This is a genomic window from Pigmentiphaga sp. NML030171, from assembly GCF_002188635.1.
Taxonomy (GTDB): Bacteria; Pseudomonadota; Gammaproteobacteria; order Burkholderiales; family Burkholderiaceae_B; genus Pigmentiphaga; species Pigmentiphaga daeguensis.
The window spans coordinates 193,630-219,588 of sequence record NZ_NINX01000051.1; the positions used below are offsets into that span (position 1 = coordinate 193,630).

Genomic DNA, 25,959 nt, shown 5'->3' on the forward strand with positions numbered 1-25,959 from the left:
CCTTCAGCAGGCCGGCCACGACATGGACGTCAAGCAGCTCCGATACTTCGTCGCCATTGCCCAGCAGGGCAGCCTTTCCGCGGCGGCGCGGCGCCTGCACGTGGTCCAACCGGCCTTGAGCCAGGCCCTGGCCGCTCTGGAAACCGAACTCGGCACGCCTTTATTCACCCGCGGCCCCACGGGCGTGGTCCCGACCACGTCGGGGACGGAACTGCTGCACCATGCGCTGGCCATCCTCAGGCAGATCGACCGGGCCAGGGCCGCCATCCAGTCCACCCTGGACACCGCCAGCGGCCCGGTGCGCATAGGCATCCTGCACAGCGCCGCGCCGGTCGCCTGCGCTCCGCTGTTCACCCGCCTGCGCCAGGAGGCCCCCGGCATCCAGCCCCAGTTGGTGGTGGGCTATTCCGACGCCCTGGCGCAGCGGCTGCGCCGCGGCGAACTGGACCTGGCCATGCTGGTGCTGGCCAGTGACGAGCGGGGGGAATCCGACGCGCATCTATACGAGGAAAACATCTGCCTGGTGACGCCGGCCAGCCATGCCGGCGGAACGCCGCCGGTGGAACTGCCGAGCCTCCAGGACTTTCCCCTGCTGCTGTCCATGGCACAGCCCCTGCACCAGTCGCTGCTTGCCCTGGCCCAGGCGCAGAAGCTCCGGCTGAACATCATGGGCGGCGTGGAGGACATTTCCTCGCTCCTCCTCTTGTGCGAGACTGGCCAATTCTCCACCCTGCTGCCCGAAGGACTGGCGGGCACGCTGACGCGAGGCACGTCGCTGGTCGTCCGACGCATCGCCCACCCCGCCTTTTCCCGCCGCGTGGTCGTACGCGCCTGCCCCGACCTGCCCAAGTCCCATGCCGTCATCGCGGCCGAGCGCATCATGAAGGCCACGCTGGCAAGCCAGGTTTGACTGCCCGCCATCACGCGGGGTGATGGCGCTCTCAAAACTTCCTATTACCGGTCAGCCGGCCCCAGCCGCTAGGATCTCGGCTCCGAGACCCTTCCTTCCACGAAGCAAAGCATGCGGCCCAATTTCCTGATGTTCATCGTCGACCAGCTGTGCGCCGATCACCTCGGCTGCTACGGCAACACCACGGTGCGGACCCCGAATATCGACCGGCTCGCCGAGCGGGGCTGGACCAGCTCGAACACCTACGTCGCCACGCCGATCTGCATGCCCAACCGCTCCAGCCTGATGACCGGCCGCATGCCGTCGGCCCACGGCGTCCGCCACAACGGCCTGCCGCTGGGGCTGGAAGCCGTGACCTTCCCGGAGCTGCTGCGCGAGGCGGGCTACGCCACGGCACTGATAGGCAAGTCGCATCTCCAGACCATGACGGACCATGCGCCGCTTCCCGATCCCAGGACACCCCGCCGGGCCCGCGACGGCGCCCGGCATTACCCCGGGGACTACCTGCAGGAAAGCGTCGCCAGCTGGCGCGGCCACGAATACCCCATGAGCCTGCCCTACTACGGCTTCGGCCATGCGGAGATCGGCATCGAACATGGCGACGACATCAACGGCCACTACCGGCAATGGCTGCGCGGCAAGTGCGCCGACGCGGAAACATGGATCGGCCGGTCCAATGCCCTGCCCAGCGACTACGAGCTGGCGGCGGTCGGCCAGGCCTGGCGCACGCGCGTACCCGAAGCCTTGCACCCCAGCGCGTGGGTAGCCGAGCGGACCTGCGACCGTCTGCGCGCCTATGCGCGGAACGATGCGCCGTTCTTCCTGTATGCCTCGTTTCCGGACCCGCACCATCCCTATACGCCGCCGGGCCGATACTGGGACATGTACCGTCCGGAGGACATGGCGCTGCCCGCGTCCTACCGCTCGGACACCCCGCCGCCCCACCTGGCGTGGCTGCGCCGCCAGCGCGACGCGGGGCGCGCCCACAAGACCTCCATGGCCTGCTTTGCCGCCACGGAACGAGAAGTACGAGAGGCAATCGCGCTCAACTACGGGGCCATCAGCTTCATCGACGCAAACATCGGCCGTGTACTGCAAACCCTGGAAGAATGCGGGCTGGCCGACAACACGATCGTGATCTTCACGGCCGATCATGGAGAATACGGCGGCGATCATCAGTTGCTGTTCAAGGGCTCCCTGCATTACCGCAGCCTGATACGTACACCGCTCATATGGGCCGCGCCGGACGCCCGGCGCGTGCGGGAAAACGGCCTGCTTTCGACCATCGACATCGCGCCCACGATTCTGGAAGCTGCCGGCGTCGAAGCCTGCAACGGCATGCAAGGCATGTCCTTCCTGCCCTCGATCCAGGCGCGGCCGTTCCAGGCCCGCGACGCGGTACTGATCGAAGAGGAAGGCCAACGGACCTATTTCGGCTTCGACGCCCCCGTCCGGATGCGAACCCTGGTCCATCCCCGCTACCGGCTCAGCGTGTATGACGGCGTGGAATGGGGCGAACTGTACGACCGCCTGGACGATCCGCTCGAGTGCGCCAACCTCTGGGACAGCGCCGCCCACCGCGGCATCCGCGACGCCCTGATCCAGCAGTTGCTGCGCCAGGCCATGGCGCACCCGGACACCGCCCTGTCGCCGCTGGCCGTTGCGTGACGGAAAAGATACTCACAAGGAGACAACATGCCCCGCTTCGCAACATCCTGGCTGCTTTGCGCAGGCCTTGCCCCGCTCGCCTGGCAATCACCCGCCCTGGGCGACGACTGGCCGACGCGGCCGGTCAAGCTGGTCGTCTCGCACGCGCCCGGCTCGAGCACCGACATCGTGGCGCGATACATCGCAACCCAGCTTGCCCGCGGCTGGGCCCAGCCGATCGTGATAGAAAACAAGCCCGGCGGGCAAAACATCATCGGCGCCCAGGCCGTCACCCGCGCCTCGCCTGATGGCTACACGCTGTTCTACGGCACCACCAGCGCCCTGGTCAGTAATCTTTATACGATCAAGGGACTGCCCTACGATCCCGTCAAGGACTTCGTCCCCATCCGGTTCATCGGCTACAGCCCGTTCATGATCGCAGCCACCGCGGGGCTGAAGGCATCCACGCTGAAGGAGGCCTTGTCGGCCCCCGGCAAGGACGGCACGGGCCCTCGCGTCGCGACCGAAGGCGCCAAGACCTTCTCGGGCATACTGGCCAACACATTGGAATCGATGTCAGGAGCCCGCTGGACCACGGTGCCTTATTCGAAGTCCTCGGAAGCGCTGCAGGACACCATAGCCGGCCGGACCGACCTCGTCGTCCTGCCTGCCATCGTGGTGATGAATCATGTCGGGCAAGGCCGGCTGAAGGCCCTGGCGGTCAGCACCGCATCGCGGCTGCCGTCGATGCCGGACGTTCCGGCCCTGGGAGAAACTTTTCCCGGCTTCGGACTGGCCGGTTGGCACATGCTCGCGGCCCCCGCCGGCACGCCCGCTTCCGTCGTGGCGCGCCTGAACCGGGAACTCGACACGCTGCTGGCCAAGCCGGAAATCGCCCGACACCTGGCCTCCCTGGGCCTGGACACCGATCCGGCCCTGTCCACCGCCGACCAGAACCGCCGGTTCCTGCAACAGGAACACGCCACCTGGCAACGCATCACCCGGCAGACCGGCCTGCTCCCCGAATAAGCAAGGCTCCACACAGGAGCGAAATGGAAGATTGAGGATGCGGTGGATCCGGCTTTGCCGGTCCATCCGCATCGCCCCTCGGGACCCGGCGCCGGGCCGCCCCAAGGCGGGTCCCGGCCCCTTGGGGCTGCCGCATAGCGGCTGGGGCCCACCATTCTGGGCGCGCGTCAGCGCGTAGGAGGACCCTACTACTTACGTACGGCCAGGTTGCCAGGCAGGCTGGACAGGTACGCCGCCACATCCTCGATGTCCTTGTCGGACAGTTGGACGGCGAACGCACCCATGATGGCGTTCTTGCGGATGTTGGCCGACGGCGCGGCATTGGACTGGCCCCGGCGATACGCCTTCAGCGCATGCGCGAGGTAGTCGGGATGCTGGCCCGCCAGTTGGGGATAGCTGGGATCGATGGAGGTCTTGGCATCGGCACCGTGGCAGGAGGCACAGTTGATGCGATCGAACACCGCCTTGCCGGCGGCGATGTCGCCGGCGGCCTGGGCGGCCGACAGCGAGAGCAAGGCGCTGCCGACGAGGAAGGAAAGGCGCTGGATGGTCTTCATGGTCGGACGGCTCACTTCAGGCTGGAGTAATAGGCGGCCAGATCGGCGATGTCCTGCTCGGACAGGCTCTTGGCGATGCCAACCATGGAAGGATGCGTCCGCGCGCCGCTGGCGTACTCCTTCAGCGCCGCCTCGATGTACTTGGCGTTCTGCCCAGCAATCATCGGAACGTGATAGACCTCGGGAAAGCTGGCTTTGTAGCCCGGGATGCCATGGCAGCCTATGCACATGGAATTCTTGTCACGGGCGGCATCGGCGTTGCCGGTGATGGTAGCCGGCGGGGCCGATTGGGCCACGGCCGAGCCGACGACCGCACAGGCGGCCAGGGCGGCCAACGCGGGCAGCGCCCGCTTCGTTATGCTCAACTTCATTAGAACGCTCTATCAGAATCAAGGAAATCCCGATACCGGGCGGCGAAACGACTGAGCGGCAACGCCCGGCCCCCACAGGCCAACGAAGCGTCTCCGTTTTATTCCATCGAGAAACCGTATTGTTGTACTCAGGTCCGGTTTCCGTCTTTATTTAACCCCTAATGATACATCAGGAACAACCTCCGTCCGCCGCCCCTTTTGCGGGACGGGCGCCGGTTCACCCTGCCCGTCCGGAGTTTTCTTATACTGGGTGCTTCGCCCCCGCGGGGCCCTACCGCCAGCCCGACCATGCCCCAGTCCGTCTCGCCGTCCGCCGCCCGCTTCCAGGGCACCGACACCTACGTCGCCACCGACGACCTGACGCTGGCCGTCAATGCCGCGCTCACGCTCGAGCGCCCGCTCCTGATCAAGGGCGAACCCGGCACCGGCAAGACCATGCTGGCCGAGGAAGTGGCCCGGGCGCTGGGGCGGCCGCTGCTGCAATGGCACATCAAGTCCACCACCAAGGCGCACCAGGGGCTGTACGAATACGACGCGGTCTCGCGCCTGCGCGATTCGCAGTTGGGCGACGAGAAGGTGCGCGACATCACGAACTACATCGTGCGCGGGGTGCTGTGGCAGGCCTTCGCCTCGCCCGAGCCGGTGGTGCTGCTGATCGACGAGATCGACAAGGCCGACATCGAATTCCCCAACGACCTGCTGCGCGAGCTGGACCGCATGGAATTCCACGTGTACGAAACGCGTGAAACCGTGCGTGCCGTGCACCGGCCGCTGGTCATCATCACCTCCAACAACGAGAAGGACCTGCCGGACGCCTTCCTGCGGCGCTGCTTCTTCCACTACATCCGGTTTCCCGAGAAGGAGACCATGGAACGCATCGTCGAAGTCCACTACCCCGGCCTGAAGAAGGAACTGTTGTCGGCGGCGCTGGACAGCTTCTTCCAGCTGCGCGAGACCCCGGGCCTGAAGAAGAAACCGTCCACGTCCGAACTGCTGGACTGGCTCAAGGTCCTGCTGGCCGAGGACATCCCGCCTGAAGCCTTGAAAAGCACCGACCGCGAAGCCGCCGTGCCTCCGCTGCATGGCGCGCTGCTGAAAAACGAACAAGACGTCCACCTGTTCGAACGCCTGATCCTCATGGCTAGAAGCGGCAGACGGGCATGAAATCGCATCGATCCACCCCGCGCGTCATTCAGGGTGCCGCGGATCCGGCTTCGCCGGTCCGCCAGCGCCGCCCCCTGGGCCCGGCGCCGGGCCGCCCCAAGGCGGGCCCAGGCTCCCTCGGGGGGCTGCCGCGCAGCGGCGGGGGGCTCACCGTTCGGGGCGCGCGAAGCGCGTAGGGGGGCCTCATGCTCATTGATTTTTTTTACCATCTGCGCAAGCACCAGTTGCCGGTCTCCATCAACGAGTACCTGACGCTGCTGGAAGCGCTGTCGCGCCGGGTGATCGCGCCGTCGGTGGACGAGTTCTATCTGCTGGCCCGGATGACGCTGGTCAAGGACGAAAGCCAGTTCGACCGCTATGACCGGGCCTTCGCCAGCTACTACAAGGGCATCGAGGCGGCCTTCCCGCCGGGCAAGGAGATCCCGGCCGAATGGCTGGTGCAGCGCTTCATGCGCGAGCTGTCGCCCGAGGACAAGGCCGCGATCGAGAAGCTGGGCTGGGACAAGCTGATGGAACTGTTCCGCCAGCGGCTGGAGGAGCAGAAGGAACGCCACGAGGGCGGCAGCAAGTGGATAGGTACCGGCGGCACTTCGCCCTTCGGCAGCGGCGGCTACCACCCCGAGGGCATCCGCATCGGCCAGGACAGCGCCGGCAACCACAGCGCGGTCAAGGCCTGGGACATGCGCAGCTTCCGCGACTACGACGATCAGGTGGAACTGGGCACGCGCAACATCAAGGTGGCCCTGCGGCGGCTGCGCCGCTTCGCCCGCGAAGGCGCCGACCTGGAACTGGACCTGGACGACACCATACGCAGCACGGCGCGCAATGCCGGGCACCTGGACATCCGCATGGTGCCCGAGCGGCACAATACGGTGAAGGTGCTGATGATGCTGGACGTGGGCGGCACGATGGACAGCCACATCCAGCGGATCGAGGAACTGTTCTCGGCCGCGCGCAGCGAGTTCAAGCACCTGGAAGTCTATTATTTCCACAACTGCCTGTACGACTGGGTCTGGCAAAGCAACCGCCGGCGCCACGCCGAGCGCGCCCACACCTGGGACGTGCTGCGCAAGTACAACCCGGACTGGCGCCTGATCTTCGTCGGCGACGCCACCATGAGCCCGTACGAGATCCTGCAGCCGGGCGGTTCGGTGGAATACCACAACACCGAGGCCGGCGCGGTCTGGCTGCAGCGCATGGCCGCGGCCTATCCCCGTTTCGTCTGGCTCAATCCCGAGCCGGAGGGCCTGTGGCCCTACCGCCAATCCACCGACATCATCCGGAAACTGATGCAGGGCCGCATGTATCCCGTCACGCTGAGCGGCCTGGAACAGGCCATGCGGCTGCTGTCCAAGTAGCATCCCGGGCCGCGCGGCGGGAACGTTGTCGCGGCCCGGCACTCCAATCCACTTCCTGAACGGTTCGAGTCCGCCTATGCCATCATCGCTCACCGCCAACCGCTCCGGTCTCCTGGGCCGGGCCTTCGCCTGCGTGGCCCTGTCCGCGGCCGCCCTGCTGCCGCCGGCTACCCACGCCGCCCAGGCCCGGACGCAGGCAGCCGTCCCTGCCGGCGTACAGAAGGTCACCTCGGTCGAAGGCATCAACGAATACCGGCTGAACAACGGGTTGCGCATCCTGCTGGCACCCGACCAGTCCAAGCCGACCACTACGGTCAACATGACCTATCTCGTGGGTTCCCGCCAGGAAAACTACGGCGAAACCGGCATGGCGCACCTGCTGGAACACATGCTGTTCAAGGGTACGCCCACGATGCGCAACGCGCTGGCCGAGTTTTCGCGCCGCGGCCTGCAGGCCAACGGCAGCACCTGGACCGACCGCACGAACTATTTCGCCAGCTTCGCCGCCAACGAGGCCAACCTGGACTGGTACCTGGGCTGGCAGGCCGACGCCATGGTCAACTCGCTGATCGCGCGCAAGGACCTGGACTCGGAAATGACCGTCGTGCGCAACGAGATGGAAAGCGGCGAGAACAATCCGTTCCGTGTGCTGATGAGCAAGATGATGGCCGCGGCCTATCAGTGGCACAACTACGGCAAGACCACGATAGGCGCGCGCTCGGACGTCGAGAACGTCGACATCGGCCGCCTGCAGGCCTTCTACCGTACCTACTACCAGCCGGACAACGCCGTGCTGATCGTCTCGGGCCAGTTCGACGAGGCCAAGACGCTGGCCGTCATCGCCCGCACCTTCGGCAAGATACCCAAGCCCAAGCGCACCCTGCCGCGCCTGTACACCGAGGAACCGGTCCAGGACGGCGAGCGTAGCGTCACGCTGCGCCGCGCCGGCGGCTCGCCCATGGTCGCGGCCATGTACCACACGCCGCAGGGCGGCGCGGCCGATTCCGCGGCCATGGAAATGCTGGCCGGCATCCTGGGCGACGCGCCCTCGGGCCGGTTGTACAAGTCGCTGGTGGAAACCAAGCTGGCCGCCTCCACCTTCGGCTTCACCTTCGGCATGTACGATCCGGGCATGATCATGATGGGCGCCCAGCTGCAGCCCGGCGCCAGCCTGGATGCCGCGCGCGACAAGATGCTGGAGACCATCGAGTCCATCAAGGCGCAGCCGATCACCAGCGAAGAGCTGGAGCGCGCGCGCACCCGCTGGCTCAAGGACTGGGACATGGCCTACAGCGATCCGCAGAAGGTGGGCGTGTCGCTGTCCGAGAGCATCGCCCAGGGCGACTGGCGACTGTTCTTCGTGACCCGGGACCGTATCCGCGACCTGAAGCTGGCCGACGTGCAGCGCGTGGCGGAAAGCTACCTGCTGCAATCGAACCGCACGCTGGGCACCTACATCCCGACCGACGGTCCCCAGCGCGCTCCCGCGCCGCAGCCCCTGGACCTGCAGGCCGAGCTGAAAGGCTACAAGGGCGACACCGACTTCGTGCAGGCCGAGGCCTTCGACGCCACGCCGGCCAATATCGACGCCCGCACCCAGCGCAAGACGCTGGACCTGCCCAACGGGCCGGTCAAGCTGGCGCTGCTGCCCAAGTCGACGCGCGGCCACCTGGTCAATGCCCGCCTGGTGGTGCAGTTCGGCGACGCCGAGACGCTGCGCGGCCAGCGCGAGATCTCGCGCGCCGTGGGCGCCCTGCTCGACAACGGCACGGCCACGATGACGCGGCAGCAGATCGAGGACCGTTTCGACGCGCTGCGGGCGGACGTCGGCTTCGCCGGGGGCGGCACCAGCGCGGCGGTCGACATCTCGACCACCCGCGACAACCTGCCCGCCACGCTGGAACTGGTGCTGGACGTGCTGCGCAACGCCAACTTCCCCGAAGACCAGTTGGACGAGTACCGCCGCCGCGGCCTGGCCTCGGTGGAAAGCGCCCGCCAGGAGCCCACGGCCGTCGCGCAACAGGCCTTGGCGCGGCACGACAACCCATGGCCTGCCGACGACCTGCGCTACACCCCCAGCTTCGACGAGCAGGAGGCCGCCTACAAGGCGCTGACCCGCGATGCGCTGGTGCAGTTCCATGACCGATTCTACGGCGCGGGCCGCGTGCGGCTGGCCGCCGTGGGCGACTTCGACCCGGCGGCGGTCGAGCAGTCGCTGACCAAGGGCCTGCAAGGATGGAAGAAGGCTCCGGCCTACACGCGCGTGGACGATCCCTACCATGCGGTGCCGGCCAAGCGCTTCGACATCTCGCTGCCCGACAAGGCCAACGCCTTCTACCTGTCCACCATGCCGATCAGGCTGCAGGACACCGATCCGGACTATCCCGCGGCCATGCTGGCGAACTACCTGCTGGGCAGTTCCGAGACCTCGCGGCTGTGGATGCGGGTGCGCGAACGCGAAGGCCTGTCGTACAACGTGCGCAGCCAGCTGTCGGCCTCGTCCTACGAACCCTCGGGCCAGTGGACGCTGTACGCCATCTACGCGCCCAGCAACCGGGCGCGGCTGGAGACGGCCATCAAGGAGGAATCCGAGCGCGTCCTGCGCGAAGGCTTCAGCGCGCAAGAGGTCAAGGACGGCATCGACTCGCTGATGAACCTGCGCCACCTGGCCCGCGCGCAGGATCGGCGGCTGGCGGGTGCCTGGTCGGACTACCTGGACCTGGACCGCACCTTCGCCTTCGCGGCGGAATCCGACCGCAAGCTCAAGGCCCTGACCGCGGAGCAGGTCAACGCGGCGCTGCGCAAGTACTTCAAGCCCGAAGACTTCAGCACCGCGGTGGCGGGGACCTTCAAGCCGTAGTCCGCCCCCCGTCGGGAGGCCCGTCGCCGTCGGGCCTCCCGGCCGCATGCTGCGGCCACAGCATCTTCACCACTTCCCGGTCGCGGCCGAAGGCAAAACAGGAATCGATCTTCTCCCGTGCCCGCTCCTCGCCCATCAGCAGGGGCATGTCGCGCTGCAGCCCGCGTATGCCTTGCAAGGCCGTGGTCGCCATCGGCACCAGCATTTCCATCAAGTGGGTACAGCTGGCCGCGCCTCGCAACCGGTCCTTGACCATGGCCGTCCAGCCCCGGGCGATGCGCTCGCCGACCAGCACGCGCAGCGTGTCCGTGGCTTCCTTGCATAGCGGCCAGGGCGTCGAATCCGACGCCGCCACGATGTCCCGGATCACATACGCGTCGTCCACCGTCAGGCGTATCCACAGGTCGTGGAGCGCTTCTCCCGCGGGCAGCGGGTCGTCCGAACTCATGAGTTGGAAGGGAAAGGGCTTGCGGTCGACCAGCCGGGCTTCCACGTCGTAGAGGCCGTCTTCGCGGGCGTAGGTCTGCATGTCGATGACGCGGTGGTGGACGGAGCGGCGGGCGGAGGGTTCCGGTAGAGGCATGATGGCAGGCTTCCTGGCTGGCGCCCAGCCATTGTAGAGGCACCGGCCCGCGCGATCGAATCGGCGGGCCCGGCCTCCATGCCAGCAACGCTAGGCTTGCGCCTCGGCCAGCACCACGGCCCGCTTGCGCCGGATGGCCGGCGCAAGCGCCAGCACGATCAACAGCGCCGTGGCGATCAGCAGCCCCAGCGAGATGGGCCGCGTGACGAATACCGAGAAATCGCCGCGCGCCACCATGAGCGTGCGCCGGAAGCTCGTCTCCATCATGGGCCCCAGCACGAAGCCCAGCAACAACGGCACCGGCGATATCGACAGCTTGCCGAACAGGTAGCCGGCCACGCCAAAGCAGGCGACCAGGAACACGTCCGCCACCGAATTCTGGATCGAATAGACCCCGACGCAGCAGAACACCAGGATGGCTGGATACAGCAGCCGGTACGGCACCTTGAGCAGCCGCACCCACAGTCCGATCAGCGGCAGGTTCAGGACCACCAGGATCAGGTTGCCTATCCACATCGACGCGATCAGGCCCCAGAACAGCGCGGGATGGCTGGTCATGACCTGCGGTCCCGGCTGGATGTTGTGGATGGTCATCGCGCCCAGCATCAGGGCCATGACGGCGCTGCCGGGAACGCCCAGCGTCAGCAGCGGGATGAAGTTGGTCTGCGCGGCGGCGTTGTTGGCGGCTTCGGGCGCGGCGACGCCTTCGATGGCGCCATGCCCCATTTCCGCCGACCTGGACGACAGTTTTTTCTCCAGCGTGTAGGCCGAGAAGGCGGAAATGGTCACGCCCGCTCCGGGCAGGATGCCGAGGGCCGACCCGAGCGCGGTACCCCGGACGATCGAGGGCGCCATCCTCCGGATGTCGTCCCGGGTGGGCATCAGGCTGGCGATGGGCGCCACGGCTGTCGTTCCGGAGGCCTTCTGCATTTCCAGGTTCGCCACGATCTCGGCCACGCCGAACAGGCCCATGGCGAGGCAGGTGAACTCGATGCCCTCCATCAACTGTGGAATCTCGAAGGCCAGCCGCACCGTGCCGCTGTTCACGTCGGTCCCGACCAGGCCGAGGATGATGCCGATGGCGATCATGCCCAGCGACACGTCCAGCGACTCGGAAGACAGCGCCACGGCGCCGACCAGCCCCAGCAGCATCAGCGAGAAATACTCCGCCGGCCCGAACTTGAACGCCATCTCGGCCAGCGGCGCGGCGAACGCCGCCAGCAGCAGCACGCCGACGCAGCCGGCGAAGAAGGAGGCGATGGCCGCCGTGGCGAGCGCCGGGCCCGCCCTGCCCTGCGTGGCCATGGCATGTCCATCGATCAGCGTGACTGCCGACGAGGACTCGCCCGGCAGCTTCACCAGGATGGCGGTGGTCGACCCGCCGTACTGGGCGCCGTAGTAGATGCTGGCGAGCATGATGAGCGCCGACGTGGGCGGCAGCGCATAGGTGATGGGCAGCAGCATCGCGATGGTCGGCACCGGCCCCAGCCCGGGCAGGACGCCGATCAGGGTGCCCAGCAGGCAGCCGGCGAAGGCATAGGCAAGGTTCTGCCACGACAGCGCGGTGGCGAAGCCCAGCGCCAGATGGTCCAACAATTCCATGCGAGGCTCCTCAGTCCAGGAAGGCCGGCCACAGGTTGAACGGCAGCCCCAACCCGTGGACGAATGCGCCGACGATCAGCGCCACCATGACGGCCGCGTTGGCCAGCGCGCCGCGCCACGTGAATTCGTGGCTGGCGCGGCTGGCCACGACGACCAGCGTGGCGATCGCGAGCACCAGCCCGAGGGGTTTGAGCATGACGCCGAACAGCACCACCGATCCGGTCATCCAGGACAGCGACCGGAAGTCCCAGCGCGCCAGTTTTTCCCGCGGCGCTCCCGCCGCGTACGCCCGCACGGTGATGGACAGGCCCAGAGCCGCAAGCAGGAGCCCCAGCCAGAACGGGAAATAGCCGGGCCCGATGCGCGCGGGCGTGCCCATGGGATAGCCCAAGGCGAGCAGCGACGTGCCGGCCCCGAGCAATAGATACAGCAGGCCCGTGGCCAGCCTTTTTTCACTACGCGGATACATGGTCCCCTCTTCTTGGTCTTGTCGGCCGGAGCCGCGGGCGCGATGGCCCGCACCCGGTTACTGCAAGGTAATGCGCGCGGCCTTGATGACCTTGGAATAGCGCTCCAGGTCCTGCCTGAGCGACTGGTCGAACTCGGCCGGCGTGCCGCCCGCGACGCCATACCCCATGCTCTCGACCTGCGCCTTGATGTCTGGCTGGCGCAGGATCTCCATCACGTCGCGATTGATCTTCTCGATCACGGCCGCGGGCGTCTTGGCCGGCGCCAGGATGCCCTGCCAGGACTCGACGTCGAATCCCGGCACCCCGGACTCCGCCACGGTCGGCACGTCGGGCAGCGCCGGCGAGCGGTAGGAAGTCGTGACGGCCAGCGGCACGAGGCGCCCGGCCTTGATGAATTCGGTGACCGCGGCCATGGTGATCATGGTGGCGTCGATGTGCCCGCCCATGACATCGACCGCGGCCGGCCCGCCCCCGGGGTACGGGATGTAGTTGACGTCGATGCCGGTCTGCGCCTGGATCATTTCGTGAGCGATGTGAGCGATTCCACCGCTGGTGGGCAGGCCGACCGTCACCTGGCCCGGCGACTTCTTCGCCAGCGCCAGGTATTGCTGGAAGGTCTTGACTCCCAGCGTGGGCCGGACCACCAGGATCTGCGGATTGGCGATGGCCCGCACCACCCCCGAGAAATCCTTGAGCGCATAGGGCGGCTTCTTGAGCAGCGCGGTGTTCAGCACCACGGCGTCGCTGTGCAGCAGCAGGGTGTAGCCATCGGGCGCCGCCTTGGCCACCTGCGCCGCCCCGATCGAGCCGCCCGCCCCGGTGACGTTCTCCACCACCACCGCCTGGCCCCACCTGGCATTCAGTTTTTCCGCCAGCAGGCGGGCGATCTTGTCGGTGCTGCCGCCGGCCGATACCGGCACCACCATCCGGACCGTCTTGGCCGGGAAGGCGCCCGGATCGGCCGCCCGCCCCGGTCCCGCCCACGCCACGGCCAGCGCCGCGACCAGGAGCAGGCCGGACGCCGGCGCCCTGCCGCCTCGCTTCGTGTTCTTGGTCTTCATGCTTTCCTCCTCAGGTGTCATGGCGAGATGCGATATGCGCCCCGCTCTTGTGCGTCGAGCTGTCCGATCAGGCCCGTTTCCCAGGCGAGATAGCGCCGGGCGGCCTCCTTGTTGCCGTCGTGCCTGTCGTGGACGAAGAAAAGAAAATCGATGCAGTCTGCATCGCGCGGCGTATCGGGCGTGGCCTCGACCGCCAGCCCCGCCTCCCGCCACTGCGCAACCGGCGCGACCAGCGCGCGCGCCCCGGCGCGGAGCGCTTCGGGCAGCTCGCCCGCGGCCAGCGCGGCCAGCTCGTCGCTGGCCGCCCCCCGCACCAGCGCGCCCGACTCCGTGCCTGCCAGGCCCGCCATGCGCGGACGGATGGCCCAGCGCGCCCCCGCGATATGCGCCTGGCGGTAGGCCATGCTGGCGCGGACGTCCAGGATCTGCACCTGGCCCGCGGCCACCAGGGCGGCCAGTTCCGCCGGGCCCACCAGCGGCAGGCCCTGCACGGCGACCGCCGGCGCCGGCGGCGGCAGCGCCGCGCCCGCGCGGGTCCATTCTTCGGGGGGCAGCACATGGATTTCACGCCCCATCTGGGCCAGCCAGCTCGCCACCACCCGCGCGCGGATGCCGTCGTCGTCCGTCACCACCAGCCGGGCGCCCTTGACTCCCACGTACAGATCGGTGCCCTGCAGGAGCTGGCCGCCCGGCGCGTGCTGGGCGCCAGGCAGCGAACCGGCGGCGAACTCCTCGCCGGTGCGCACGTCCAGCAGGAACGTGGTGCGATCCTCCTGGCGCATCCAGCCGGCCAGCGTCGCCGCGTCGACCTCGGCGACGCCGTGCCGGCCGGCCAACTCCCGGGCCCTGTCCCGCCGCGCCTTCAAGTCCGGCGCCGCCGCGTCCACCTGCGGATAGCGCCTGTCGTTGCCGTGCTCCAGCGCCAGGTCGTTCAGATACCAGCCCTGCGTACCGTTCTCCAGGGCATAGACGGGATTGGGAATGCCGATGTTGATCAGGGTCTGCGCGCCGATGATGCTGCGCGTACGGCCGGCGCAATTGATCACCACGGGCGTGCGGTCATCCGGCACCAGCGCGTGGATGCGCAGCGCCAGTTCGCCGTTGGGGCAGCAGACCGCGCCCGGGATGTTCATCTTGCGGAATTCGTCCACGGGACGGCCGTCCAGGACCACCACCGCTTCCCCCCGCGCCTGCATGGCGGCCAGTTCCGGGGCCTGGAGCCGGGGCGTGTGATAGGCGTGCTCCACCAGTTCGCCGAAGGTCTTGGACGGCAGGTGCACGCCCTGGAACATCCCGTAGCCGGCGGCCTTCCAGGCGGCCGCGCCGCCGCGCAGCACGTGCATGTGGCCATAGCCCACCGCCTCCAGCCGCGCGGCGGCGCGTTCGGCCACGCCATCGCCGTCGTCCAGCAGCACGACGGGAACGGTCTTGCGCGGCACCAGGCGCTCGACGTCCAGCTCCAGCCTGCTGTAGGGAACCGACACGACGAAGAAAGGATGCTCTTCGCCGTACTGCCCGTGCTCGCGCACGTCCAGGAAGGCGATCTCTCCGCCTTCGTCCAGCCATTGTTTCGCTTGCCCTGCGGTGATGGTTTTGCTCATGGGAGATATCTGTGGATGAAGCCGGTCGATCCCGCATCCGGCCTGGGTGACCTCGATAAAACTATCTTGGAAACTTATAATTCTTTTGACCTACCCACAGTCTATGCAGCGAGCACACCCAGCACAATTTAGAAATCGACCCTAAAATATAAGCATTTCTTATATGAAGAATTTCGACCTGACGCAGTTGCGCACCCTGGTGGCGATCGCGGAACACGAGACCTACCTCGCGGCCGCCGAGAAGACGCACCGCACGCAGGCGGCGCTGACCCAGCAGATGCAGCGCCTGGAAGCGCAGGCGGGCGTGCCGCTGTTCGAGAAGGCCGGACGCTACAAGCGCCTGACGGCGCACGGGCGCAGGCTGCTGGACTACGCCAAGCACATGATCGCCATCAACGACGAAGCGTGGCGAGCCCTGAAAGACCGCGAGCTGACCGGCTCGCTGCGCGTGGGCTCGCCGCAGGATGTGGCCGACAGCATCCTGCCGCCGCTGCTGGCGAACATCGCGCGGCTCTCCCCCAGGCTGCAGATGGAGATCCACGTGGGCCGCAGCCCTTTCCTGATGGAGTCGCTGCGCATGGGCGAACTGGACCTGACGGTCTCGACGCGCGAGGATCCGGCGCTGGAAGGCATGGTGCTACGCACCTCGCCCACGGTCTGGCTATGCTCGGCGGACTACGTTTTCGAACCCGGCAAGCCGGTGCCGCTGATCATCGCGGACGAACACAGCCTGTACCGCCGCATCGCGCTGACCGCGCTCGATGCGGCCAGGATGTCATGGCGCACGGCCTACCTCGCGCCGCACATGATAGGCATCAAGGCTGCGATACGGGCCGGCCTGGGCGTGACCGCCCGCTCGGTGGAACTGCTGGGGCCCGATATGCGGGTGCTGGGCGAGAAGGACGGCCTGCCCCGGCTGCCCGACGTGAGCTACTACCTCTGGATGCGCCCGGACTCGCTGAACCCGGTGCTGCGCCAGGTCTACGACGGGCTGAAGTCCACCTTGCGGCCGCTGGACCTGCGCGGCGGAAGCGCTGCCTAGGACCTGTTCACGCCAAAAGGAGGCTCGCACAGGCCCTAAAGGGTATCCATGCCCGCGAGTTCGTCGCGCGCGATTTCCACGAAGGCTTCGGCGGCCGGCGACAGGCTCCGGCCCCGTTTATGCACCAGCGAAAAATCCATCGGTACCCGCGGGCCCACCAGCCGGCAGCGCGTGAGATTCTCGTAGCGCATGCCTCCCGCCAGCGCCGATGCCCAGATCGACACCCCCAGCCCGCTGGCCGCCATCCAGAATGCCGAGGACAGGAAATTGACCTCGTGCACGACGTTGAGCGCGATGCCGGCACTGGCCGCGGCCGCCTCCATCCGGCCGCGCATGCCATAGGCCAACCCCTGCCGCACGGCTATGACCGGCTCCCGGGCGAGGTCACGCCAGCGCACCTGGCGGCGGCCCGCCAACGGATGGTCCGTCGCGCATACCAGGCACAGGTGATCGCGCAGCAGCACCCGGGATATCAGCAGGGCGTCCTCGCGCTCCGGCGTGCCGATGCCGAAATCCACGGGCTCGGACAGCACCCTGGCCAGGAACTGGTCCGGCGCGCAATCGTCCAGCACCAGTTGCACGCCGGGATAGGCGTCGCGAAAACGCCGCACCACGCCCGGCATCAGGACGCTGCCCACGGTGGCGGTGACCGCCACGTGGACGCGGCCGATACGGCGGTCGCCCAGGTCTTCCATCCGCGTGCCCAGCCAGGCCACGTCGCCCAGTATGCGTTCGGCGGTGGCGATGATCTCCTGGGCGGCCTGGGTCGGCACCAGCGACCGCGAGGTGCGGTCGAACAACCGCAGGTTCAACGTGGACTCCATCTGTCTGAGCATGGTGCTGACCGCCGATTCGGTCACGGAAAGGCGGCTCGCGGCGGTCGCGAGCTTGCCGAACCTGTAGACGGCGACGAAAGCCCGCAGTTGCCGCAGGCTCAACTGGGTCTCGATGCTCATTCAGATTTTTCTCAAGATTCGAACAAAATGTTTTGATTGGCTTTGGCGCGACCAGGCGATTCAATACTCTATCCCAAGCGCGGCCGGAGCGCCTCGCCATATTGAACACGCTCAGGAATTCATGCGGACCGATACCCCCTCCTCCTCCCGCCCCGTGCCCCACGCCGAAGAATGGCAGATGCGCGTGGACCTGGCCGCCTGCTACCGGCTCCATGCCCACTACGGGTGGACCGATCTCATCTATACGCACATCTCGGCGCGCGTGCCGGGTGCCGAGGAACACTTCCTGCTCAACCCCTTCGGACTGATGTTCGACGAGGTCTGCGCCTCGAACCTCGTCAAGATCGACATCGACGGCAACGTCGTCGAACCCACGCAGCATCCCGTCCATCGTGCCGGATTCGTCATCCACAGTGCCGTCCATGCCGCGCGTCCGGATGCGCGCTGCGTCATCCACGCCCATACCCGGGCCGGCATGGCCGTGTCGGCGATGAAGTGCGGACTGCTGCCGTTGACCCAGCACGCCATGCTGTTCCACGGCAAGGTTGCCTACCATGACAGCGAAGGACTGGCCAACCAGATCTCCGAACGCGAACGCCTGATCGCCGACCTGGGCGACAAGCCGGTCATGATCCTGCGCAACCACGGCACGCTGGTGGCCGGAGCAAGCATCGGCCAGGCCTTCGCGATGATGTGGCACCTGGAAATGGCGATGCAGGCCCAGGTCGATGCACTGGCCAGCGGCCAGGAATTGACTCTTCCCGACTCCGCCCTGGCCGACAAGATCTCCGCGGCCGGCTTCCGTCCGCCCGGCACGGTCCGCTCGGACGGAACCGTCAGTCCCCTGGGCAACCTCGAATGGCCCGCGCTCTTGCGCATGCTGGACCGCAAGGATCCGTCCTATCGCACTTGATTCACCCCATCGCATCCGGCCCGCCACCGGCGCGCGCCGGCCTCACGACAAAAACGCAGCGCGGCAAGAGCCGCGCGCAAGGAGACAGGCATGTTTCATCGTTGCCGCTATCTGTTCGCCGGCCTGGCCGCCGCGCTGGCCCTGGCGGCCACGCCCGCCCACGCCTATCCCGACAGGCCGATACGCATCATCATTCCGTACGCGCCGGGAGGCGGTGCGGACGGCTTGTCCCGCCTGCTTGCCCAGCGCCTGGAAAAAACCCTGGGCCAGCCCGTGCTGGTCGAATCGCGCTCCGGTGGCAATACCGTGATCGCCGCGCAAGCGGTCGCGCGGGCCACCCCCGACGGCTACACGCTGTTGATGACGGGCGGTTCGACCATGTCCCTGATCCCGCTCACCAGCAAGCAGGTACCCTACGATGTCCGGGCCGACTTCGCCCCCATCAGCATGCTGTCCAAGGGCCCGTACCTTCTTTGCGTGTCGGCCGAACTCGGCGCCAATACGCTGGACGAGGTGCTCGCCATGGCGCGGGCCAAGCCCGGCGCGCTGTCGTATGCGTCCAATGCCATTGGCGGCTCCGCCCACCTTGGCATGGAACTGCTTGCCCAGCGGGCCGACGTGCGGCTCAACCACGTGCCCTACAAGGGCTTTGCCCCCGCGATCGCCGACGTGGTGTCGGGACGCACGCCGCTGGCCATGCTGGACCAGGCCGCGTTGGGAGGATTCGGCAAGTCGGGCCGCATCAAGGTACTGGCTGCCACGTCGCTGCAACGCTCCAGCATGTATCCGGACGTGCCGACCCTGGCCGAACTGGGCTTCCCCGGCTATGAGCTGGAAACGTGGTTCGCGCTCTACGCCCCGGCGCGCACGCCGAGCGCGATCATCGACAAGCTTGGCGATGAAATCCGGGCGTGGCTGGCGACACCGGAAGCCCGGCAGGCACTGAACGCGCTCGGCCAGGAAGCCGCGCCGTCCACCGCCAGCGCGGTACGGGCCCGCATCGAAAGCGAACAGCAGTCCTACGGGCCGCTGATCTCGGCGGCGAAGATCAGCACGGACTGATGCCATGCGGACGTCCCCTGCATCCACGGATGATTTCCGGCTGCTCATCGTCAACGCCGATGGCCAATACTATGCGCGGGAACTGACCCGGCGCCTGCCTGATCTCGCGTTCGACTGGATTGGCCCGAACCAGCCGATACCCGATTCGGCTCGGCAGGCCACGGCACTGGCGTGTTTCGCCAGCGCGTTGAACCATGGCTTGCTGCGTGCCTTGCCCCGGTTGCAGTGGCTGCAGGCCTTGTCCTCCGGCGTGGACGGCATCGCGGATCATCCGGACCTGCCGCCGGCCGTGGCGTTGACGTCGGCACACGGCATCCACGGCCCGGCCGTCTCGGAAATGGCCTTGACGCTGATGCTCGCCCTGGCGCGCGATCTCCCGTCCATCCTGGCGGACCAACGCGCACGCCGCTGGCAGCGCCGACGCCAGCCGCTGCTGCACGGCAAGACGCTCGCGGTAGTGGGAACGGGCTTGATAGCCAGCGAACTGGCAATCAAGTGCCAGGCGCTGGGCATGCATACGCTGGCGGTATCGGCGAGCCCTCGCCAGGTGGCGGGCTTCGACCGGGTGCACGCCCATGGCACGCTGCGCGACGTGGCTGCGCAAGCGGACTTCCTGGTGCTCCTGGCCCCCCTGACCCAGGCAACGCGGGGATTGGTGGACGCCGCCGTGCTGGCGGCGATGAAACCCGGCGCCTTCCTCATCAACCTGGCGCGCGCGGCGCTATGCGATACCGCCGCGCTCGTGGACGCACTTCGCGGCGACAGGCTGGCAGGCGCCGCGCTGGACGTATTCGAACGCGAGCCCCTGCCTGAAGACGATCCCTTGTGGTCGGTACCCAGGCTGTTGATCACGCCGCACATCGGCGGCGAGTCGGACCGTTATGCCGACCAGGTGCTGCCGCTCATCGCGCACAACGCGCGTGCCTGGGCCAGCGGCGACCGGGCCGGCCTGCGCAACCGGGTGCGCTGAACGTCCGGTCGTCCGGTCCGATATCAGCTGAAGAACTCCTTCACCCTGTCCGTCCACGACTTGCTCTGCGGAGAATGCTTGTCGCCGCCTTCGCTTAGCGAAGCCTCGAAGTCGCGCAGCATCTGCTTCTGCTTGTCGTTCAGGCGCACCGGGGTCTCGAGCACGACGTGGCAATAGAGGTCGCCCGGATAGCTGGAGCGCACGCCGCGTATGCCCTTGCCGCGCAGGCGGAAGACCTTGCCCGACTGCGTGCCTTCCGGGATGCTGATCTCGCCGCGGCCGCCCAGCGTGGGCACTTCCAGGTCCCCGCCCAGCGCCGCGGTGGTGAACGGAATGGTCAGCTCGCAGTGCAGGTCGTCGCCGTCGCGCTGGAAGATGCCGTGCGGCTTGATGTGGATCTCGACGTAGAGGTCGCCCGAAGGACCGCCGTTGACGCCGGGCTCGCCGTTGCCGGAGGAGCGGATGCGCATGCCGTCGTCGATGCCGGCCGGGATCTTGACCTGCAGGGTCTTGTTGCGGCGGACCTTGCCGACGCCGTCGCAGGCCGTGCACGGATCGGGGATGACCTTGCCCGTGCCGTGGCAGGTCGGGCAGGTCTGCTGGACGCTGAAGAAGCCCTGCTGCATGCGCACCGCGCCGGTACCGCCGCAGGTGTGGCAGGTCTTGGGCTGGGTGCCGGGCTTGGCGCCGGAGCCGTGGCAGGTGTCGCAGTTGTCCCAGCTGGGGACGCGGATCTCGGTGTCGAAGCCGGTGGCGGCCTGCTCCAGCGTGATTTCCATGCTGTATTTCAGGTCGGCGCCGCGGTACATCTGGGCGCCGCCGCGCTGGCGGCCGCCGCCGAATATCTCGCCGAAGATGTCGCCGAACGCGTCGGCGAAGCCCCCCGCCCCGCCGCCCATGCCGCCCGCGGCCGCCGCATCGACGCCGGCATGGCCGTAGCGGTCGTAGGCATCGCGCTTCTCGGCTTCGCAGAGGATCTCGTAGGCGTACTTGACCTCTTTGAACTTCTCTTCCGCTTCCTTGGAGCCGGGGTTGCGGTCGGGGTGGTACTTCATGGCCAGCTTGCGGTAGGCCTTCTTGATTTCTTCCTCGGTGGCGGTGCGGGCAACGCCGAGGACTTCATACAGATCGCGTTTGGTGGACATGGTTCTTTCTTCGGTGGCCCGTTTTCACGAGGCCGGCAATATCTCTGGTGAATAGCGGTTGCGTGCTATTGACGGATTTGGGTAGGCCCCCTGACGTCGCGGGGCAGCCAGGGGGCCTACCCAAATCCTGCACCGGTGCCTGCACCAGCGCAGTCAAAACGAAAAGCGGAACGGCCCACATTGTAGGCCGCTCCGCGGGTACCGCTTACTTGTCGTCTCTTTTGACTTCCTTGAAGTCGGCGTCGACCACGTTGTCGTCGGCCTTCGCTCCGCCGGCGTCACCGCCAGGAGCCGCACCCGCGCCGGCGGCCTGGGCCTGGGCTTGCATGTCGGCGTACATCTTTTCGCCGAGCTTCTGCGAAGCCTTGGACAGCGCCTCGACCTTGGCGTCGATGGTGGCCTTGTCGCCTTCCTTCAGGACGTCCTCGAGATCCTTGATGGCGGCCTCGATGGATTCCTTCTCGGACGCCTCGAGCTTGTCGCCGTATTCCTCCAGCGACTTGCGGGTGGCGTGGACCAGGGCGTCGGCCTGGTTGCGCGACTGCGCCAGCTCGGCCACGCGCTTGTCCTCGTCGGCGTTCGCCTCGGCGTCGCGCACCATGCGTTCGACTTCATCCTCGGTCAGGCCGGAGTTGGCCTTGATCGTGATCTTGTTTTCCTTGCCGGTGCCCTTGTCCTTGGCCGACACGTGCAGGATGCCGTTGGCGTCGATGTCGAAGGTGACCTCGATCTGCGGCGTGCCGCGCGGCGAGGGCGGGATGCCTTCGAGGTTGAATTCGCCCAGCGCCTTGTTGCCGGCGGCGATTTCGCGCTCGCCCTGGAACACCTTGATGGTCACGGCCGGCTGGTTGTCGTCGGCGGTAGAGAACACCTGCGAGAACTTGGTCGGAATCGTGGTGTTCTTCTTGATCATCTTGGTCATGACGCCACCCAGGGTCTCGATACCCAGGGACAGGGGCGTCACGTCCAGCAGCAGCACGTCCTTGCGGTCGCCCGACAGCACGGAGCCCTGGATCGCGGCGCCGGCGGCGACGGCCTCGTCGGGGTTCACGTCCTTGCGCGGATCCTTGCCGAAGAACTCCTTGACCTTCTCCTGCACCTTGGGCATGCGCGTCATGCCGCCGACCAGGATCACGTCGTCGATGTCCGAGACCTTGACGCCCGCATCCTTGATGGCGATGCGGCAGGGCTCGATCGTGCGGTTGATCAGGTCCTCGACCAGCGCTTCCAGCTTGGCGCGGGTGACCTTCAGGTTCAGGTGCTTGGGACCGGAGGCGTCGGCCGTGATGTACGGCAGGTTGATCTCGGTCTGCGTGGCCGACGACAGTTCGATCTTGGCCTTTTCAGCGGCTTCCTTCAGGCGCTGCAGGGCCAGGACGTCCTTGGACAGGTCCACGCCCTGTTCCTTCTTGAACTCGGCGATGATGTAGTTGATCAGCACCTGGTCGAAGTCCTCGCCGCCCAGGAAGGTGTCGCCGTTGGTGGACAGCACCTCGAACTGCTTCTCGCCGTCGACGTCGGCGATCTCGATGATGGACACGTCGAACGTGCCGCCGCCCAGGTCATAGACGGCGATCTTGCGGTCGCCCTTTTCCGACTTGTCCAGGCCGAACGCCAGCGCGGCCGCGGTGGGCTCGTTGATGATGCGCTTGACGTCCAGGCCGGCGATGCGGCCGGCGTCCTTGGTCGCCTGGCGCTGGCTGTCGTTGAAGTAGGCCGGCACCGTGATCACGGCCTCGGTCACTTCCTCGCCCAGGTAGTCCTCGGCGGTCTTCTTCATCTTGCGCAGCACTTCGGCCGACACCTGCGGCGGGGCCAGCTTCTTGTCGCGCACCTGCACCCAGGCGTCGCCGTTGTCGGCCTTGACGATGGCGTAGGGCATCAGGTCGATGTCCTTCTGCACCGCCTGTTCGTCGAACTTGCGGCCGATCAGGCGCTTGACGGCGTACAGGGTGTTCTTGGGGTTGGTAACCGCCTGGCGCTTGGCCGGCGCGCCGACCAGGATCTCGCCGTCTTCCATGTAGGCGACGATCGAGGGGGTGGTGCGGGCGCCTTCGGCGTTTTCGATGATCTTGACCTGCTGGCCTTCCATCACTGCGACGCAGCTATTGGTGGTGCCCAGGTCGATGCCTATGATTTTGCCCATAATCCTTGTTCCTGAAAGAAATCAGAAAATTTCGCTTGATCAATAAATAGGTGGGAATTTCGTTATTTCAATGCCTGCGATAGCTTCTTTCGATCGCGGCGGGCCTTATTTGGCGGCCGCGACCGTCACCAGTGCCGGACGCAGTACTCGATCGACGATCATGTAGCCCTTCTGCAGGGTCTGCAGGACCGTGTTGGCCGGCTCGTCCGACGGAACCGACGCGATGGCCTGATGGTGGTGCGGATTGAATTTGTCCCCGGGCACCGGGGCGATCTCGACCAGTTTGTTGCGCTCGAAGGCGCCGATCAGCTGCTTGAGGGTCACATCCACGCCCTCACGCAGGGTGTCGATGGACTGGTTTTCCTGGGCCAGGGCAGCCTCCAGGCTGTCCTTGACCGGCAACAGGTTTTCCGCGAATGCCTCGATGCCGAACTTCTGGGCCTTGGAGACTTCCTCCTGGGCGCGACGACGGATATTGTCCGCCTCGGCACGGGCGCGCAGCATGGCATCGTAGTTGTCCTTGGCCTCGGCCTGGGCCGCGGCCAGCTGGGCCTGCAGCGCGACGATGGGATCCTCGCCGCCCTCGGTTTCGGGCGTTTCCGCCGCCGGAGCGGGGTTCACGTTTTCGGGATCCAAATTGGGTTGGTCGCCAGGCTTGTGCTCAGCCGACATTGGTGCCTCCATGAAAAACCAGAAAAATCAGTGACTTGCTTGAACTCTATGCGCGAGATGGGGGTGAAATCTGCGCTTTCAAGTATATCCCCCCCCTACGCGCTAACGCGCGCCCCCCAGGGGGCGAAACCGGCGGACCGGCAAAGCCGGATCCGCGGTTTCCTGGGTCTAGGGAAACGATCTTGGACTGAAGCACGGTTGCTACCGCTGGCAGCCAGCGATAGCAACCGGGCCACGACCCAAGATGGTCCCACTAGACCCAGGATGCGGTGGATCCGGCTTTGCCGGTCCACCCGCATCGCCCCCTGGGGGGCGCGCGTCAGCGCGTAGGGGGGGTCCTCAATTGGGGGTTCTAAACCTCTCGATCTTGCGGCGGTCTTGCTTGGTGGGGCGGCCTTTCAGGGTCGCGGCGGGGTCGGCGTTCTGGCGGCGCAGTTCGATGGCTTCCAGGCGGCGTTTCATGCCTTGCTGGGTCTCGTCGTACAGGGTGCGCGCGAAGACCGCCGGGCCGCGCTGGGTGGAGAGGGCTCGGACCAGGACCTCCCAATCCTGGTCTCCGGCGCGGATTTGCAGGATGTCGCCGGGACGCACGGCGCGCGAGGGCTTGACCCGTTCGCCGGACACCTTCACCTGCCCTGCCTCGACCGCTTCCTGGGCCAGCGTACGGGTCTTGTAGAACCGTGCCGCCCACAGCCATTTGTCGATACGTAGTTCTTCCATCACATTACCGGTCCGTCGCCGGCGTCTTGTCGTTCTTGCGCTGCAGCAAGACGGCTGCATGCGCCGCGTCGGTGGGCTGGCGGGCCTCGGAGCGGGTGGTCCAGCCTTGCATGTGGCGCCCGGCCAGGTCTGCCAAGGCCCCTATCCACGCCGGCGAGTCGTTCAACGCGTCGATGTAGCGTAGTTGCCGGCCCCCCGCCAGCAGGAAGGCTTCCTTGCCCTGCATCGCGATCTCTTCCAGGGTTTCGATGCAATCGGCGACGAAGCCCGGGCAGAACACGTCCACGTCCGACACGCCGCTTTTCGCCAGTTCCTTCAGCCGGGGTTCAGTATATGGCTGGAGCCACTCGGCGGCGCCGAAACGGCTCTGGAACGTAATCTCGACCTGTTCGGCATACAGGCCCAGCCGCTCGGCCAGCAGCCGGCCGGTCTCCAGGCATTGCTCGTGATAGGGGTCTCCCAGCGCGATGGAACGCTTGGGCAGGCCGTGGAAACTCAGCACCAGTTTCTGGCCTCGCCCGTTGCTGCGCCAGAAATCCAGGATGCGGATGGCCATCGCCTCGATATAGCCCGGATCGGCGTGGAAATCGCGCACGAACCGGACCTCGGGCACGTTGCGCAGCCGGGCCAGGCACGCGCCCACGGCGTCGGACACCGCGGCCGTGGTGCTGGCCGCGTACTGCGGATACAGCGGCAGGACCAGGATGCGCTCGCAGCCGGTCTCGCGCAGCGAGGCGATGGCCGCCTCGAGCGACGGATTGCCGTAGCGCATGGCCAGCGCCACCTCCACGACCAGCCCCCGGTCGGACAGCGCGCGCGACAGCGCCTCGGCCTGGCGGCGGCTCCAGGCCAGGAGCGGGGAACCCTCGGGCGTCCACACCGAGGCGTAGCGCGCCGCCGCGTCGCGCGGCCGCAGGGTCAGGACCAGGCCGTACAGGATGGGCAGCCAGACCAGGCGCGGAATCTCGACTACCCGGGGATCGGACAGGAACTCGGCCAGGTAGCGGCGGACCGCGGAGGCAGTAGGTGCGTCGGGCGTGCCCAGGTTGACCAGCAGCAGGCCGGTGCGGGTGGGATGGAGGGAAGACGGCGGCGGCTCGGGAAGGAAACGCATGCGTGG

Annotated in this window: 23 protein-coding genes; 10 read left to right on the forward strand and 13 right to left on the reverse strand. The window is 67.1% G+C overall.

Features of this window, described 5'->3' with window-relative positions:
* Window positions 1-22: 22 nt before the first annotated feature.
* From CDO46_RS25910 to CDO46_RS25920, 3 genes are all read left to right on the forward strand, one after another.
* Window positions 23-910 (forward strand): LysR family transcriptional regulator, encoded by an 888-nt coding sequence (locus CDO46_RS25910; RefSeq protein WP_087841437.1) that lies wholly within the window; start codon window positions 23-25, stop codon window positions 908-910.
* 111 nt (window positions 911-1,021) lie between these two features.
* Window positions 1,022-2,578: a sulfatase gene (locus CDO46_RS25915; protein WP_087841438.1), complete on the forward strand. Its 1,557-nt coding sequence runs from the start codon at window positions 1,022-1,024 to the stop codon at window positions 2,576-2,578.
* Window positions 2,579-2,605: 27 nt separating this feature from the next.
* On the forward strand, window positions 2,606-3,586 hold the full coding sequence (locus CDO46_RS25920; RefSeq protein ID WP_087841439.1) for a tripartite tricarboxylate transporter substrate binding protein: 981 nt from the start codon (window positions 2,606-2,608) through the stop codon (window positions 3,584-3,586).
* Window positions 3,587-3,774: 188 nt separating this feature from the next.
* On the opposite strand, the gene CDO46_RS25925 is transcribed toward CDO46_RS25920, so the two are convergent.
* On the reverse strand, window positions 3,775-4,143 hold the full coding sequence (locus tag CDO46_RS25925; protein WP_087841440.1) for a c-type cytochrome: 369 nt from the start codon (window positions 4,141-4,143) through the stop codon (window positions 3,775-3,777).
* 11 nt (window positions 4,144-4,154) lie between these two features.
* Window positions 4,155-4,514 (reverse strand): cytochrome c, encoded by a 360-nt coding sequence (locus tag CDO46_RS25930; RefSeq protein WP_087841441.1) that lies wholly within the window; start codon window positions 4,512-4,514, stop codon window positions 4,155-4,157.
* Window positions 4,515-4,802: 288 nt separating this feature from the next.
* Here CDO46_RS25930 and CDO46_RS25935 point away from each other — a divergent pair, with 288 nt between their 5' ends.
* The 3 genes from CDO46_RS25935 to CDO46_RS25945 all read left to right on the forward strand — a co-directional run bounded on the left by CDO46_RS25935 (window position 4,803) and on the right by CDO46_RS25945 (window position 9,896).
* Window positions 4,803-5,678 (forward strand): MoxR family ATPase, encoded by an 876-nt coding sequence (locus CDO46_RS25935; RefSeq protein ID WP_087841442.1) that lies wholly within the window; start codon window positions 4,803-4,805, stop codon window positions 5,676-5,678.
* Window positions 5,679-5,863: 185 nt separating this feature from the next.
* Window positions 5,864-7,036 (forward strand): VWA domain-containing protein, encoded by a 1,173-nt coding sequence (locus tag CDO46_RS25940; protein WP_087841443.1) that lies wholly within the window; start codon window positions 5,864-5,866, stop codon window positions 7,034-7,036.
* A gap of 76 nt (window positions 7,037-7,112) precedes the next feature.
* Window positions 7,113-9,896, forward strand: a complete 2,784-nt coding sequence (locus CDO46_RS25945) for a pitrilysin family protein (RefSeq protein WP_087841444.1) — start codon at window positions 7,113-7,115, stop codon at window positions 9,894-9,896.
* Here CDO46_RS25945 and CDO46_RS25950 read toward each other — a convergent pair.
* The 5 genes from CDO46_RS25950 to CDO46_RS25970 form a co-directional block, all read right to left on the reverse strand.
* Entirely contained in the window at window positions 9,886-10,479 is a 594-nt protein-coding gene (locus CDO46_RS25950; RefSeq protein WP_087841445.1) for a DUF2889 domain-containing protein, read from the reverse strand. The genes CDO46_RS25945 and CDO46_RS25950 overlap by 11 nt on opposite strands.
* Window positions 10,480-10,569: 90 nt before the next feature.
* Window positions 10,570-12,081: a tripartite tricarboxylate transporter permease gene (locus CDO46_RS25955; RefSeq protein WP_087841446.1), complete on the reverse strand. Its 1,512-nt coding sequence runs from the start codon at window positions 12,079-12,081 to the stop codon at window positions 10,570-10,572.
* Between the two features lie 10 nt (window positions 12,082-12,091).
* A complete protein-coding gene (locus CDO46_RS25960; RefSeq protein ID WP_087841447.1) occupies window positions 12,092-12,550 on the reverse strand; it encodes a tripartite tricarboxylate transporter TctB family protein in 459 nt (152 codons plus the stop codon).
* Between the two features lie 57 nt (window positions 12,551-12,607).
* Entirely contained in the window at window positions 12,608-13,612 is a 1,005-nt protein-coding gene (locus tag CDO46_RS25965) for a tripartite tricarboxylate transporter substrate binding protein (RefSeq protein WP_087841448.1), read from the reverse strand.
* Window positions 13,613-13,629: 17 nt separating this feature from the next.
* Window positions 13,630-15,213, reverse strand: coding sequence for a rhodanese-like domain-containing protein (locus CDO46_RS25970; RefSeq protein WP_087841449.1), 1,584 nt, complete (start codon window positions 15,211-15,213; stop codon window positions 13,630-13,632).
* 163 nt (window positions 15,214-15,376) lie between these two features.
* Here CDO46_RS25970 and CDO46_RS25975 point away from each other — a divergent pair, with 163 nt between their 5' ends.
* Complete coding sequence (locus CDO46_RS25975) at window positions 15,377-16,255, forward strand: LysR substrate-binding domain-containing protein (RefSeq protein WP_087841450.1); 879 nt, start codon at window positions 15,377-15,379, stop codon at window positions 16,253-16,255.
* A 35-nt stretch (window positions 16,256-16,290) separates the two neighbouring features.
* On the opposite strand, the gene CDO46_RS25980 is transcribed toward CDO46_RS25975, so the two are convergent.
* Window positions 16,291-17,211 carry a LysR family transcriptional regulator gene (locus CDO46_RS25980; protein ID WP_087841451.1) on the reverse strand — a complete coding sequence of 307 codons (921 nt, stop codon included), beginning with the start codon at window positions 17,209-17,211 and terminating at the stop codon, window positions 16,291-16,293.
* Between the two features lie 121 nt (window positions 17,212-17,332).
* On the opposite strand from CDO46_RS25980, the gene CDO46_RS25985 reads away from it, so the two are divergent.
* The 3 genes from CDO46_RS25985 to CDO46_RS25995 all read left to right on the forward strand — a co-directional run bounded on the left by CDO46_RS25985 (window position 17,333) and on the right by CDO46_RS25995 (window position 20,156).
* On the forward strand, window positions 17,333-18,124 hold the full coding sequence (locus CDO46_RS25985) for a class II aldolase/adducin family protein (protein WP_087841452.1): 792 nt from the start codon (window positions 17,333-17,335) through the stop codon (window positions 18,122-18,124).
* A 90-nt stretch (window positions 18,125-18,214) separates the two neighbouring features.
* Window positions 18,215-19,186, forward strand: a complete 972-nt coding sequence (locus CDO46_RS25990; protein WP_087841453.1) for a tripartite tricarboxylate transporter substrate binding protein — start codon at window positions 18,215-18,217, stop codon at window positions 19,184-19,186.
* A gap of 4 nt (window positions 19,187-19,190) precedes the next feature.
* Window positions 19,191-20,156: a D-2-hydroxyacid dehydrogenase gene (locus tag CDO46_RS25995; RefSeq protein WP_087841454.1), complete on the forward strand. Its 966-nt coding sequence runs from the start codon at window positions 19,191-19,193 to the stop codon at window positions 20,154-20,156.
* Window positions 20,157-20,179: 23 nt separating this feature from the next.
* On the opposite strand, the gene dnaJ is transcribed toward CDO46_RS25995, so the two are convergent.
* The 5 genes from dnaJ to hemH form a co-directional block, all read right to left on the reverse strand.
* On the reverse strand, window positions 20,180-21,301 hold the full coding sequence (gene dnaJ / locus CDO46_RS26000) for a molecular chaperone DnaJ (RefSeq protein WP_087841455.1): 1,122 nt from the start codon (window positions 21,299-21,301) through the stop codon (window positions 20,180-20,182).
* A gap of 205 nt (window positions 21,302-21,506) precedes the next feature.
* A complete protein-coding gene (gene dnaK, locus CDO46_RS26005) occupies window positions 21,507-23,447 on the reverse strand; it encodes a molecular chaperone DnaK (protein WP_087841456.1) in 1,941 nt (646 codons plus the stop codon).
* Window positions 23,448-23,552: 105 nt separating this feature from the next.
* Entirely contained in the window at window positions 23,553-24,119 is a 567-nt protein-coding gene (grpE, locus tag CDO46_RS26010) for a nucleotide exchange factor GrpE (protein ID WP_087841457.1), read from the reverse strand.
* A gap of 339 nt (window positions 24,120-24,458) precedes the next feature.
* Window positions 24,459-24,839 carry an RNA-binding S4 domain-containing protein gene (locus CDO46_RS26015; protein WP_087841458.1) on the reverse strand — a complete coding sequence of 127 codons (381 nt, stop codon included), beginning with the start codon at window positions 24,837-24,839 and terminating at the stop codon, window positions 24,459-24,461.
* 4 nt (window positions 24,840-24,843) lie between these two features.
* Complete coding sequence (hemH, locus tag CDO46_RS26020; RefSeq protein ID WP_087841459.1) at window positions 24,844-25,953, reverse strand: ferrochelatase; 1,110 nt, start codon at window positions 25,951-25,953, stop codon at window positions 24,844-24,846.
* Window positions 25,954-25,959: the final 6 nt, after the last annotated feature.